A 12,051-nucleotide genomic window follows, 5' to 3' on the forward strand; every position below is an offset into this window, starting at 1 on the left:
ACTTGGTGACTAAAGGTGATAATTTTTGTCATAGAGAGTCAGAAGTGAGTGACTTATAAATATTGTAATCTTCCTACTAGAGCTGCCGTGAAAGCTTTTAGTAAACTCAAATCAGCTGTTTCCTAAGTCTATGACTCACATGTATTTCGTTAATAGTACTTATCAGAATGTTATAGGTAAGTTAGGAGGTTCAAAAATGGATTTATTTCTTTGGGTATTTATAGCTTTTGTTGTGATTGGATTAGTGACTAATGTTATAACAAGCGATCTGAAGGATAGGAATAAGCATATTTTATGTAGGTTAGGAATTCATAGATACAAGCATGTAGATTGGGAAGAAAAATCTCCAGGGGCCATTTATAAATGTGAGAAATGCGGCAAAACCAAAAGAGTTATAAGGGGGATGTAAGATCCAGTCCCTCATTACCGGAGGCTGTCAGGCAGATAAGTTTTATGATGAGTCATAATTTTCATTGTTAATAGCTGCCCAGACATGAGCAGCTGTATCCGCTTGTTATCTTTAAAGGGAACATTCAGTTATGTATTTGGAGTTTATTCCCACTGGGATCATAGAAGTGGAAAAAATGATGCCCTGCATCTTCCTCGATAGACTCAACTTTAACACCTTGGCTGACTAAATAATCGTAAAACTCTTGAATATTTGAAGTGGTGAAACCGATCGAAAACTCAGGTTGATCATTTTTGAAAAAATGTCCCCGGGATTCCTTGTCGGCTTCCACTAATACTAACAGCGGGCCTGAATGAAGCTCGTAAACAGCGAAGTCCTCTTTGTTAAATTTCAATTTCAAATTTAAACACTCTGAATACCATGTAACTGATTCACTTAGGTCGGTGACTGGTATTCTAAAATAATGAATAGCATCGATTAAAGAATCGCTCATCTTCTTCCTCCTTAAGTTATATGCACTCTAGTATACTTCGTTTGTTTTCTGTAAAGTCCTTTATTTTAGAGAATACACAGAGGCCAGACATTCCTATTTAATCGATAGAATGCTTGGATAGGAATAGTGTCAAAGAAGTGTTTCAGTTACCTCACTGATTCAAGTGGTCTTTCATAATCTTTAAAGGAAGCTTGTGTTTTATATGATTTGGTACCCTCTCTAAGTTTTGATATTTTAAGCGCAGATAATGAAAAGGCAAATGGACAGAGCTGTCTGGGCTTGTCTCAATTTGCCTTCTTTGTTTTTATAGGGTCAGAAGAATAGTCCTGCTGTTTGTTTCCGACATCTCCTTTGAGGGAGCCATTAACGGTTTTATATCGCTGCTGTTGTCGATATCCATAAGTGGAAGAAAGAACGACTTCCTCATTTTCTAAAGCTGATCCAAGGGCGCCGATAATGATAGAGATACTAGTCGCTGTCCAGGCAATATAAAAATAATTATCATAACCAACAGGACCGGTTAGTTGAGACTCCAACCATTCCATTGGAATAAAGGCCAGAACTGCCAGGGAAAACATCCCTAGTAAGATGGTGTAATAAATAGAGACCGTAACAAACAGGGTGAGGATGGTTGCCCCATTGTATAACTTTCTATGATAGGAAGCACTATTTTCATTTACTTTCTCCCATAAATTATGGGCGACCACGACCCAGGCAACCATTAGAAAAGTAGAGAGAATAGAAAGCATAAACATCCTCCACAGTCCGTAATGGTTACTTAACTTCCAGAGAGTAGGGAAGACGAGAGCATACGATCCAGTAGCAAAGGCGAACATGATGACTTTTTTAAACGCAGGAAAAATGGCCCATGGGCGATTCGCTCTCACCATTCCTGTTACTATCCGAAGGGCGCCGCTGATTCGTGACTTTATAATGAATCGGACATCCATGGAGCTCCCTTCTGGAGGTCTAATACGTTTTAAAGGGGAGAAGTGCTCAAAGCTGCGTTTTTCAAATAATCTTCTAGCACCTTTTTCTTTTAAGTGTTTATGCCCCTGACTCTTTTTTATTTTTAAATGGTATTCAGCTTTATCTCTGTCTTCTTCTGTACTTCCATGGTACATCTCATTAACCAATTGGAGTATGGATTCTCTAATCCGTTTGACCATAGGTGTAGATCCAAGTCCCGGAAGGCTGATAATGGCTACATTCTGCTCTGTAGAAGCTTCTGCCATAATCGGTCTTCGATCCTGAAAGAATGGCAGGTCAGTCAAGCAGATAATAAAGTCCCAGCCCTCTTTTTCCCTTTTCTTTAACCCCGCTTTCAACACTTCTTCAGAATCTTCTGTGACTCCTGTGAGTGGATCAACGGTGGAATCCACTTCCCACTGACACTCTTCTCTCACATAATAACTAAGTAGTTCAGGTAGTTCTCCACTTAACCTTTGACTCAATTTCTTTGGATATCCAGGTGGTGTAACTAATCCCACAGATACTTGCTTATGACTCAAGAGTTTTACCTCCTATTCATGCTTTTTGTAACTCTAGAAATACTTAAAGGTTTCCCTTTATCATGTCTGCAAAACTATCTACCATAAAAAAGTATATAAAAATAATGTCATGAAACTCTCTGAAGGTGGTACTTACAGGGGGGTGTGGAATAGGATAGTACTTCTTTCTATGTATATCAGGGTCGATTAAGAGAGGGGAATTGGAGGAGAACACTCAGTGTAAAGCGATAAACATTAAAAATTCACTTATCTGTCTGATTATTATATTGAAAAAACAGTAGATTCTTGAGATGCCTAAGAAGAATAATCCTGGTAATCCTTCTTAAAGGGAGAGGTATTTTGTGAAAAACCTTGAGGATATGGGTTATAAATTTTACATATACGAAGAGAATAGTATTGCGAAGTCCTTATCTGAAATGAAAGGAGAGGACGGGGTGAAGCGGAATTTCTTAGATCAATTTTATACCATTGATCCCGAAACTGGCGAGTACATAATTGAGATTGGTTTGAATTCGTATGATGATATTTTCAATAGCTGGGATTCATCGGTCTACAACATTCGAGATTTGGATGCGAGTCTGAAGTCTTTTCTTGAAGAATGTTCCTATGATATTGATCTGCGCAATGTAATTACGCTGAGGTTTCATATGCAGAATGAAAAAGAGGATGTAAATGTAGAGGATACTGTTATAGCCGGACTGCGTAACTATTTTAATTATCGGCTGCATTTTATTAAAAAAGAAATGGATCAGCAACGAAAAAAAGTGGTGTCCTATGTGGTAGTTTCATTGGTGTTGACATTTTTTTCTCTTTATTTACCTAAGGTGATAGAAGGGGAAATCATGTTCAAAATTATCTTACAAGCTATCCAGCTTGGTGGATGGGTGTTTTTATGGGAAGCATTTACCATAGGTTTTTTACAAGGAAGAGGACCTCGGAAAGTAAGAAAAGAGTATAAAAGACTGCTGGATGCACCGATTCGTTTCCAGTATAAAAAGGAAAAGAGATAGGAAAGATGAGGGAATACACGAGTATTTTGAATTGCAACAGGGGTTGTTAAAAGGGAAAAAAGTCCCCCAAGACTTTAGAATCTCGGGGGAGGATGGATCCTTTAGTTAGATTTCTTCCAATAAGCAGCTTCTTTATTAGAACGAATAGGAGGGAATTGGTCCCCGCTGCTTAGTTCAATATGTTTTTCGTCTTCTGTTACCTCATTGTCATTTCCTTCGTTAACGAGACCATCAAATTTGTACGTTCCATTTTCGGGTGCTTTTTCTCCAGTTTTAAAACGTTCTGCCATCATTAAAAACTCCTTTTTTATGTTTTGGTTACATGGAAAATATACCCATTACGTGGAGTGTAAAACATAAATAGAACATCCAGGCCCGATTCGATTCCTAATATAGGGAATCAGATGAGTTTATTTCTAAAAGAAAGCTTCCAGGGTAAGGAACCTGGAAGGCTTTTCGTCACTTTTCCCTATTTTTCGTAAATACATAAAAATCCAGGTTATTATATTTCTTTCCAGGGTAGAAAGTAGAAGGATTTAAACTCTTTAGTAAAGAATGGTGAGCATATGGGTTTCTTTTACTATATAAAGAAGTATTTTAAAATGTCGAGACGTCAGCGGAAAAGTGAGTTGAAGTCAACCCTCTGGTTTATGCCTTTTTGGTATATCGTTGGTGCGGTAGCTTTATCCGCTTTTACTTTTTACCTTGATTATGTGGTTGATGTCAGTTTATACCTGCCTGCTGCCATAGGCTTCAGCGGACAGACCCTGCAGGTGCTCTTAAGTGCACTTGTAGGAGGGGTTCTGACCTTAAGTGCTTTTACAATTAACTCACTGCTTGTTGCCCTGACGACGTTCAGCGGGCAGTTTTCTTCCAAAATGCTTGTCAACTTTGTCAGTGACCGGGCGACCCAGCATGTACTCGGTATTTTTAATGGCAGTTTTATTTATGTACTCTTAAACTTCTTATATGTAACACATGAAGAGGAAGAGTATATTGTTGCGACACCGGTTTTATCCATTCTGACAGCCATTACGGCTGCTGTGACCTTTATTTATTTTATTAATCACACCACCACGTGGATGCAGGTTCATAATATCAGCTTCAATATGAATGCCAAGTCAAAATCGGTGCAGGCTTCTCTGGAAAAAGAATTAAATCCGTACCACCTCGATAAGGAGGTAGAAGAAGAATCTCTTCCTCCTGAGTCTGAAGGAAAGGTGTTAAAAGCCAGCCAGTCGGGTTATCTTCAAGTTGCTGACTTTTCAAGGCTGATTAAACAGACGGCTGGTGATGACACCCTTCTGAGGCTGGATGTGAGGATTGGAGAATTTGTGGTAAAAGGGGCACCGCTGCTTACGTATTGGGAATACGGACAAACCATTAACCCTGCCCGCTACATGAAGTCTATTGAAGTCGGTGTTAAACAAACTGAAATTCAGGACCTGGAGTATGGACTGATTAAGCTTGCCGAAGTCGGCATCAAGGCTTTAGGTCATAATGACCCTCTTACGGTTACGAATACCATTCATCAAATAGCCGATTTGTTGAATAGTATCGGCCGGTCTACGAATTTTTCTCCCTACCTTTTCGACCAGGAACAGAATCTTCGTATGATTTTAAATCAAAAAGATTTTCGTTATTACCTTCATAAGGGATTTGCGTCCATTCGTGAATATGCAGAACAGAACTCGACAATCATGACGGAGCTGATCACAATGATCTCTCTGCTTAGTAAAACGATGGATAAAGAGGTACACGAAGATTTATGGGAATTTGCCCGTCAGACCATCTTAGGGTTTGATAACTACAGCTTATACGAAAATGACTGCCTGTATATTTTAGAGCAGTTATCCGACCTCGCAAAAAACACAGGGCATCAGAAGGACTATCTCTTCCTGCTTGAATATATGCTGCAGCGGGTCAGTTCAAAGAGTGCCTCCGAAGTTCCTGCTTCTTTTTAAGAGTTGCTAAAATAAGGACCAAATTGAACGTAGCTTTTAAGAAAATTGATCTTTAACTATCACAGGGCTTATCTCTAGTAAAGGTAAGCTTCTTTTTTTGTCATCAAAAGTGGATTTTTCGAACCTTATTTGAAATAATTGGAACTGATTGGATTATAAGTCTATGAACAGCTCAAGGAGGTTTTATGAAGAGAATCTTATTATCCTTATCAGTCCTTGTTAACCTGTTTTATTTAATCAATGTGCTTGGCGGTTTTGGAATCAGGATGCCTGATCTATTGAATGTAATCTTTGGACTCATTTTTGTTGTAAGTATTCTGGGGTCGATCATTTTTTTAATCCGTTTTAAACAAAATCGAGGGTATCATCCTTACTTATCACTTATGGTGCTTACATTAAGTTTAGCTTCTTTCGGATGGTTTGCTTTTATAAACTTCTTAACAGGAATCATGGGAGTATGAATCGATTAAATAAAAATTTCATTTATAAGAAGAGAGGGGGATGAGATGAGCGAAACCGATTGGGATATACAAGAAGTCAAGCGCTTAAAGAAGAAGCTTCTGATTCAATATAATCTGATCATGCTTTTGATTATCGTTATGTTTGCTTTTTATATAGAATCCGGAGGTCCACCTGGATTTTTGTTTGGTTTATGCTGCGTACTTATATGGTTCATAGCTGGACAAATGCTGTTTACTCTTAAGACCGGCAGGATAATCGGTACAAAAACAAGCCGGCTTGTTCAGGCTTTTGATAGAGACCGTCAGGGCGAGAAGCGTTGGAAGAGAAAGAGAATGGCAGGTGGAGTAATCTTCAGTATTATGGCCGTCGTTATTACAGGAATGTTTTTTATTCTGGATTATAATTCTGTACAGTTGGAATTTCCGCTTGATGCTCTTCCATTAATCGGAGCGGGGCTCGGTTATAATATTGGGGAAATTACTAGAATAAATAACTTATAGAGTGTGACATTTTATGATACATTCATTCTTTTCATATTCTTACATTATAGAAAGACTAATGCCTGTACTGTGCGGGGGAGGAACTTATGGTTATATCTGATGAAATATACGGAGAATTTAAAGTAGATCAAGTCATTGAAGAACTCATACATAGTAAACCCATGCAACGGTTAAAAGGCATACATCAGGGCGGGGCGGGTTATTTGGTTCATGAACAGTGGAATGTCACTCGTTTTGAACATTCCGTCGGCGTTATGCTGCTTATCAAGAGGCTTGGCGGGTCAGTAGAAGAACAGATAGCCGGGCTGCTGCACGATATTTCCCACACGGCTTTTTCCCATGTGGTTGATTATGTTTTTGAAAATATAGAAGAGGACTATCATGAAAAAATCTATCCCTCTGTTGTTAAAAACTCCGCTATTCCAACTATTTTGAGGAAGTATGGTTTTCAATATGAACATCTATTACTTGATGATACGAAGTGGACATTACTGGAACAGCCAGCCCCTGAGCTGTGTGCAGACAGGATCGATTACACGCTTCGTGATATGTATAGATATGGGTTTATCTCTTTAAAAGAGACAGGGCTCTTCCTGGACAATCTAGTCGTTTTTGAGGGCAGAATCTATCTTCATCATTTAGAAATTGCGGAATGGTTTGTTGAAGTGTATTACAAAGAGGTGATTGACTTTTTTATGGATCCTTTAAATATTTATGGTTCCGATCGGCTGGCTGAGACATTGAAGCGTTCTTTGGAAAAAGGTGTACTGACGACGGATGATTTTCTTAAAGAGGATGAAGAAGTAATTGATAAAGTGAGGGCCTCAGAAGATGAAGAATTACTCCTTTTATTAAAGGACATCCACCAAGATGTTCAAGTAGAAGAGAACGTAGAAGAATACGATTTACATAGAAAAAACAAACTCCGCCTGATTGATCCTTCTATTATCAAAAGCAATCAATTAGTGCCATCCTCTGAGCTATCAGAAAAGGTGAGGGTGATGGGAAGGGAAGCCTGTGAAAAAGCGACGAAGGGAATGTATGTCCGGATACTTTCCAGCTAGGTTGTATGAATCAACACGGGCGTCAGTGACCAAAAAGAAGGATTAACGAAGTTAGGTATGCACATGGAGAGGTTTAATCAGTGGGTTCACTTGGAAGATTTAGTGAACCATGGGATTTATTATGTCGTATTTTTAGGTGGTATAGAGAGGGAGATTACCAAGCTTCTTGGAACTGCTGCTGAATAGTGAGGCATTTGTAACTTTCCCTTATCAGCTGACGTCAAATGCTGTAAGGAGGCGATCGGTATGAAGTCGAAGTATCTTGTAATGTCCTTCTTCCTGATTTGCATGTTCGTCTCAGGCTGCTCCAATTATGCCAATGGAGAGCCTCCAGAGTTAACTGTACAAGTGGGAGAAGAGTCCATATCAGCAGTAAAAGGAACCTATATGTGGGAGACAGAAGATTTATTTTCTAATAAATCGGTCGTCGCTGATGCTATGGCGCCTCATCAGATAGCTGAAGATATAGAAATTCAAATTGTAAAGCCCGGTCAGACAGCTGCTTTCACCTTCTCTGACAACAGCAGCCCAGAAGTAAATGCTTATATTTGGGAAGAGAGTCGTGGAAACGAATTGAAAATGGATGGGAATAATGTTGTCCTGCCATCTGATAAAGGAAAATATATAGTTGAAGTTATGGCACGTTGGGAAAATGGAGAGAGTTCCTACACGTTTGTGATTGAGGTGAGGTAGGAGTGTTGAACGTAGGGGCGTTTTTTAAAAAGGGGTGCGCCCTTTTTGTATGTCTGATTTCATTGTAACATTTTTCCTTGAGAAATTTCAGTCTGTATTTTTCTGAATATATTGATAACCTTATTTACAGAGATTGTTAAGGAGGAAAACAGATGGTCAGGTTACAACCTATGAACAGAAATGAATTCGAGAAGTTTTATGAAGCATCCATTACAAATTACGCCAATGAAAAAGTGTTGGCAGGGAATTGGAAAGAAGAAGAGTCTGTCGAGAAGTCGAAGGAAGAGTTTTCTAATCTCCTGCCTGAGGGAAGGGGTACAAAAAACCACTATTTATATACCATTGTGAATGATCAGGGCGAGAACATTGGAGTCATCTGGCTTGCCAGGGAAACGGATGAGAAAGGGTTTATCTATGATATAAACATTGATAAGGAACATCAAGGCTGCGGTCATGGAGAAAAAGCAATGAGAAGAATGGAAGAGGAAGCGGGACGTTTAGGCATGAAGAAAATAGGACTGCATGTATTCGGCCATAACACCGTTGCGAGGTCTTTGTATGAAAAGTTAGGGTATCAAAAAACAAATATCGTAATGGAAAAATTCATTTAGATCATCTTCCAGTACAGTTCTGATTATATGAAGAAAATATGCTGGAAAGCTGGGATTCAGTTCTTTATTCTAAGCATTTTTTCTTTAATGATGGCTAAAGGCAGGAAAGTGAATGCAGGAGGTGTGAGAGTATGGTTCATTTACAAAAAGTCCAATTAGAAGAATTGTCGACCTTACATAATCTCATGCAGTTCTATATCTATGAATTTAGTAAATACCTACCTGAAATAAAGCTTGGTAATGACGGATCGTACCAACCTTTTCATCTTGATAAGTACTGGACTGACGATCACTTCCACGCCTATTTTATTAGGTTAGATGAGGAACTCATTGGGTTTGCCCTGGTGGGAAGCGCCGTTGATTCTACTCCAAACACCATTCAGGAATACTTTATAATGGCTAAGCATAAGGGGAAAGGCTATGGAAAAGAAATCGCCAAAAGACTGTTTAAGATATTTCCTGGGGAATGGGAGGTTATCCAGATAGAACAGAATAAACCTGCCCGTGCTTTTTGGAGTAGTGTTATAAAGGAGATAAGTGGGAGGAACTATACAGAACGGTACGAAGATGGAAAGTACATTCAGAGATTTCAAACGAGAAATGATTGAAATCTATTTATTACTCCGACATTTAAATCTTTGTAAAAAGGGGCGCTTTCCTACAGGGGATGGCGTCTCTGTTATTGAATCCGTTGTTAGTATGGAGACTTCGTAAACGATGGAGGGTACTGATGAAACCTGTAAAGAAAGCCTATGGCTATGTCGTCCGGTATCAAAGTGGCGAGCCTCAAGTATTAGTTTTTCGACACCCTATTAAGGAAGCGGGAATTCAAATTCCAAAAGGAACCGTACAGGCAGGGGAAGATCCTTATGATGCCGTGGTTCGAGAAATTAAGGAAGAGACGGGGTTGGAAAACGTAATCGCTGATCAATGGATAGCTGATGATTTATGGGAGAATGATGATGGAGCGCTGCATCATCGTTTTTTCTACAAACTGCATGTGTCAGAGGAAAGAGATGACTGGTCCTACAGTCCGACTGGAGGCGGGGAGGAAAAAGGGCTCACCTTCCGTTTTCTTTGGATATCCTCAGCTGATGAAGTGGAGCTGATTCGGGGGCATGGGGACTATTTGAATGCTATCTTTAAGCAGAGTTAAGGAATTGAAAATTACAAACTGTGCAAAGGGTATCTAGGTATGATAACCACCCTTATTTTCAAAGAAGTTCCAAGAGGGTGGAATCGCATTTTTGATAGGATAGAAAGCAAGAATTGCGGCCGGAAGTGTTGTGTATGTAAATTATAAGTATATAAAAAGCCTCTCCACTAAAATGGAGAGGCTGGATAAATCGATTATGTAGGTGTCCCGCTCTGCCGTGTTTCTGTTGCCTCAAAACCCGCATCGGCAGGTGGGTTCTCGCATCATACCCTTCAACGTCCCGGAAAACGGGCATGTTGGCAGGTATGAAATCTAAAGATCCCTAAATTAAAGCATCGGTTTGAGACATACTGAAATGACGTACATTGCAGGGCACCGGTCTTCCCTCTTTAAGAGGGGTTAATTTCTATCCTCTACAATACAAGGAGTCCGCCTTTTTTTCAAGGGGGATGTTTTATTAAATTTTTTCCAGACTCTCTACATCCTGCTATTCTACTAATTTAGTGTGGAGCGTTAAAATGGATCATCTTATGGATCGGGATCTCCCATACAACATGAACTCTATGAAAGTCCTATGAAATATTCTTATATGTTCGTTTTGATTATAGGAAGCTGGTTTGAGGTGGACTGCTCGCATAGGTGAAATGGTTACAGAAGATTAGGAGGGTATCATGTCTGATTTCAAATTAACGATAGAAATAAGAAAGCCTTCGTATGCTCAAGAGAAAACGGTGAGGAATTCAATTCCTCCATCTTTGTGGAAAACTGTCCGGACATATGTTCAAGAGGTAAACGGTTATAAATGCCAGATATGTGACACATATGCTGGAGAAAGCCTTCATGCTCATGAGGTTTGGGATTATGACGAGGAGAAGTTTCTTCTCATTCTAAAAGAGGTTCAGGCTTTATGTAGGTCCTGTCATGATTTAAAACATATTCATCATGCAGCACTGAGAAGTAAAAATGGAACTAAAAAAAACAGAGTGATGCAGAAGCTAAGAAAACATTTTATGAGAGTCAATAAGTGTACGGAAGATGATTTCAGCACACATTACCGTAATCAATTAGCCAAGAATGACCCACGTCCGGTGAAAAGATCTCTGGAAGACCTCATAGAATTGAGGGAGCTGAGGGAAAGAGAAGAGTTCCTAAGAGGACAGGAATGGAAGTTTGTCTTAGAAGAAAGTATTCCATACAAACAAGAGATCGCATCTGTACTCAATAAGAAAGGGTTACTTTATAAGGAAGAAAAGGAGGGGTAGTTTTTAATTTCTCACAGGCTCTCCTTTTCCTGAGTTTATTAGGATCTGAGGCTTATTTTATGAAACAAAGCATGTAAATCATACGTACATATAGGGGTAGGTGGATAGATGTGGATGATCTTACATATTTTTATGCGTTAGCTGCCATATCGTCAGCCATTCTTAGCCCATATGGATTGATAAGAGATGTTTCTAATTCTATGACAATCTTTCTTATAATTGATGATTTATAACTGAACAAGTTTTGGATGCTGTGACTTAGCTACAACAGCTAATGTAAACAGTAGACCTGAATAATGGACTTTTCTAATGGAGAAAAAAGGAGATTACATATGAAAAACGTACTGGTATTTGTGACAGATGGCTTTGCTGATTGGGAAGCTGCTTATGTGACAGCCGAGTTAAACAAACCTGGAACGGGTTATCAGGTAAAAACTATTGCCATAGACAACCAAGTGAAGAGATCGATGGGTGGATTGACTGTACGGCCGGATTACAGCTTGCAGGAGTTTTCCTATGATTTAACTTTTGACATGGTGATCATTCCAGGCGGTACGGGATGGAGAGAAGAAAAGAATCACCAGGCTGAAGGTCTTGTGCGGTATTGTTTTGATAAGGGGATTCCAGTAGCTGCAATTTGCGATGCCACTACATTTTTAGGAATTTACGGGTTTCTTGATCATCGCAGACATACAGGAAATTCACTGCCGTATTTAAAAGAAGGAGCGCCTGATTACCGAGGTGAGGAAAAGTATAGAGCTGAGCAGTCTGTTCGAGACCGTGGTCTCATAACAGCAAATGGAAGCGCGGCTTTAGAATTTTCAAGAGATATATTGAGTGAACTTGGTGTTTTAGATGGGGAAGAGGTTAAGGAATGGTATGACCTGTTTAAACATGGATTTATTAGAAATTAATG

At 39.3% G+C, this 12,051-nt stretch carries 16 protein-coding genes and 1 other RNA gene; 13 read left to right on the forward strand and 4 right to left on the reverse strand.

Annotation, left to right across the window (positions count from 1 at the left end):
- Positions 1–196 precede the first annotated feature (196 nt).
- Positions 197–409 carry a hypothetical protein gene (locus LC036_RS02155; protein WP_226577582.1) on the forward strand — a complete coding sequence of 71 codons (213 nt, stop codon included), beginning with the start codon at positions 197–199 and terminating at the stop codon, positions 407–409.
- 124 nt (positions 410–533) lie between these two features.
- Here the strand turns inward: LC036_RS02155 and LC036_RS02160 are convergent, their stop codons facing one another.
- Complete coding sequence (locus LC036_RS02160; protein ID WP_226577585.1) at positions 534–902, reverse strand: VOC family protein; 369 nt, start codon at positions 900–902, stop codon at positions 534–536.
- A gap of 284 nt (positions 903–1,186) precedes the next feature.
- Entirely contained in the window at positions 1,187–2,413 is a 1,227-nt protein-coding gene (locus LC036_RS02165) for a hypothetical protein (protein ID WP_226577587.1), read from the reverse strand.
- A 359-nt stretch (positions 2,414–2,772) separates the two neighbouring features.
- On the opposite strand from LC036_RS02165, the gene LC036_RS02170 reads away from it, so the two are divergent.
- A complete protein-coding gene (locus LC036_RS02170; protein ID WP_226577590.1) occupies positions 2,773–3,423 on the forward strand; it encodes a hypothetical protein in 651 nt (216 codons plus the stop codon).
- A 101-nt stretch (positions 3,424–3,524) separates the two neighbouring features.
- On the opposite strand, the gene LC036_RS02175 is transcribed toward LC036_RS02170, so the two are convergent.
- Positions 3,525–3,713 (reverse strand): YjzC family protein, encoded by a 189-nt coding sequence (locus tag LC036_RS02175; RefSeq protein WP_226577593.1) that lies wholly within the window; start codon positions 3,711–3,713, stop codon positions 3,525–3,527.
- A gap of 312 nt (positions 3,714–4,025) precedes the next feature.
- On the opposite strand from LC036_RS02175, the gene LC036_RS02180 reads away from it, so the two are divergent.
- The 9 genes from LC036_RS02180 to LC036_RS02215 all read left to right on the forward strand — a co-directional run bounded on the left by LC036_RS02180 (position 4,026) and on the right by LC036_RS02215 (position 9,873).
- On the forward strand, positions 4,026–5,387 hold the full coding sequence (locus LC036_RS02180) for a DUF2254 domain-containing protein (protein ID WP_226577595.1): 1,362 nt from the start codon (positions 4,026–4,028) through the stop codon (positions 5,385–5,387).
- 185 nt (positions 5,388–5,572) lie between these two features.
- On the forward strand, positions 5,573–5,848 hold the full coding sequence (locus LC036_RS02185) for a hypothetical protein (RefSeq protein WP_226577598.1): 276 nt from the start codon (positions 5,573–5,575) through the stop codon (positions 5,846–5,848).
- A gap of 45 nt (positions 5,849–5,893) precedes the next feature.
- Entirely contained in the window at positions 5,894–6,349 is a 456-nt protein-coding gene (locus tag LC036_RS02190) for a hypothetical protein (protein ID WP_226577601.1), read from the forward strand.
- Positions 6,350–6,435: 86 nt separating this feature from the next.
- Positions 6,436–7,413: an HD domain-containing protein gene (locus LC036_RS02195; protein ID WP_226577604.1), complete on the forward strand. Its 978-nt coding sequence runs from the start codon at positions 6,436–6,438 to the stop codon at positions 7,411–7,413.
- Between the two features lie 63 nt (positions 7,414–7,476).
- Positions 7,477–7,599: a hypothetical protein gene (locus tag LC036_RS18440; RefSeq protein WP_264188060.1), complete on the forward strand. Its 123-nt coding sequence runs from the start codon at positions 7,477–7,479 to the stop codon at positions 7,597–7,599.
- A 60-nt stretch (positions 7,600–7,659) separates the two neighbouring features.
- Positions 7,660–8,106, forward strand: a complete 447-nt coding sequence (locus LC036_RS02200; protein ID WP_226577607.1) for a hypothetical protein — start codon at positions 7,660–7,662, stop codon at positions 8,104–8,106.
- Between the two features lie 152 nt (positions 8,107–8,258).
- A complete protein-coding gene (locus LC036_RS02205) occupies positions 8,259–8,717 on the forward strand; it encodes a GNAT family N-acetyltransferase (protein ID WP_226577610.1) in 459 nt (152 codons plus the stop codon).
- 131 nt (positions 8,718–8,848) lie between these two features.
- Complete coding sequence (locus LC036_RS02210; RefSeq protein WP_226577613.1) at positions 8,849–9,325, forward strand: GNAT family N-acetyltransferase; 477 nt, start codon at positions 8,849–8,851, stop codon at positions 9,323–9,325.
- A gap of 122 nt (positions 9,326–9,447) precedes the next feature.
- Positions 9,448–9,873 carry an NUDIX hydrolase gene (locus tag LC036_RS02215; RefSeq protein WP_226577616.1) on the forward strand — a complete coding sequence of 142 codons (426 nt, stop codon included), beginning with the start codon at positions 9,448–9,450 and terminating at the stop codon, positions 9,871–9,873.
- Between the two features lie 200 nt (positions 9,874–10,073).
- On the opposite strand, the gene ssrS is transcribed toward LC036_RS02215, so the two are convergent.
- Positions 10,074–10,250: non-coding RNA, 6S RNA (ssrS, locus tag LC036_RS02220), on the reverse strand.
- A gap of 633 nt (positions 10,251–10,883) precedes the next feature.
- Between ssrS and LC036_RS02225 the strand changes: the two genes are divergently transcribed.
- Together LC036_RS02225 and LC036_RS02230 are read left to right on the forward strand one after the other, a co-directional pair.
- On the forward strand, positions 10,884–11,135 hold the full coding sequence (locus LC036_RS02225) for a hypothetical protein (protein ID WP_226577620.1): 252 nt from the start codon (positions 10,884–10,886) through the stop codon (positions 11,133–11,135).
- A 332-nt stretch (positions 11,136–11,467) separates the two neighbouring features.
- Positions 11,468–12,049, forward strand: coding sequence for a type 1 glutamine amidotransferase family protein (locus tag LC036_RS02230; RefSeq protein WP_226577623.1), 582 nt, complete (start codon positions 11,468–11,470; stop codon positions 12,047–12,049).
- Positions 12,050–12,051 lie beyond the last annotated feature (2 nt).

This window comes from Halobacillus litoralis, assembly GCF_020524025.1.
In the GTDB taxonomy this organism is placed as follows: domain Bacteria; phylum Bacillota; class Bacilli; order Bacillales; family Halobacillaceae; genus Halobacillus; species Halobacillus litoralis_D.

What these genes read in the sequence shown, in the direction of transcription:
- LC036_RS02160 (WP_226577585.1), bottom strand. Translation starts at nt 902, where the DNA reads ATGAGCGATTCTTTAATCGATGCTATTCATTATTTTAGAATACCAGTC.
- LC036_RS02155 (WP_226577582.1), top strand. Translation starts at nt 197, where the DNA reads ATGGATTTATTTCTTTGGGTATTTATAGCTTTTGTTGTGATTGGATTA.
- LC036_RS02190 (WP_226577601.1), top strand. Translation starts at nt 5,894, where the DNA reads ATGAGCGAAACCGATTGGGATATACAAGAAGTCAAGCGCTTAAAGAAG.
- LC036_RS02185 (WP_226577598.1), top strand. Translation starts at nt 5,573, where the DNA reads ATGAAGAGAATCTTATTATCCTTATCAGTCCTTGTTAACCTGTTTTAT.
- LC036_RS02195 (WP_226577604.1), top strand. Translation starts at nt 6,436, where the DNA reads ATGGTTATATCTGATGAAATATACGGAGAATTTAAAGTAGATCAAGTC.
- LC036_RS02225 (WP_226577620.1), top strand. Translation starts at nt 10,884, where the DNA reads ATGAGAGTCAATAAGTGTACGGAAGATGATTTCAGCACACATTACCGT.
- LC036_RS02170 (WP_226577590.1), top strand. Translation starts at nt 2,773, where the DNA reads ATGGGTTATAAATTTTACATATACGAAGAGAATAGTATTGCGAAGTCC.
- LC036_RS02230 (WP_226577623.1), top strand. Translation starts at nt 11,468, where the DNA reads ATGAAAAACGTACTGGTATTTGTGACAGATGGCTTTGCTGATTGGGAA.
- LC036_RS02180 (WP_226577595.1), top strand. Translation starts at nt 4,026, where the DNA reads ATGTCGAGACGTCAGCGGAAAAGTGAGTTGAAGTCAACCCTCTGGTTT.
- LC036_RS02210 (WP_226577613.1), top strand. Translation starts at nt 8,849, where the DNA reads ATGGTTCATTTACAAAAAGTCCAATTAGAAGAATTGTCGACCTTACAT.
- LC036_RS18440 (WP_264188060.1), top strand. Translation starts at nt 7,477, where the DNA reads ATGGAGAGGTTTAATCAGTGGGTTCACTTGGAAGATTTAGTGAACCAT.
- LC036_RS02200 (WP_226577607.1), top strand. Translation starts at nt 7,660, where the DNA reads ATGAAGTCGAAGTATCTTGTAATGTCCTTCTTCCTGATTTGCATGTTC.
- LC036_RS02175 (WP_226577593.1), bottom strand. Translation starts at nt 3,713, where the DNA reads ATGGCAGAACGTTTTAAAACTGGAGAAAAAGCACCCGAAAATGGAACG.
- LC036_RS02205 (WP_226577610.1), top strand. Translation starts at nt 8,259, where the DNA reads ATGGTCAGGTTACAACCTATGAACAGAAATGAATTCGAGAAGTTTTAT.
- LC036_RS02215 (WP_226577616.1), top strand. Translation starts at nt 9,448, where the DNA reads ATGAAACCTGTAAAGAAAGCCTATGGCTATGTCGTCCGGTATCAAAGT.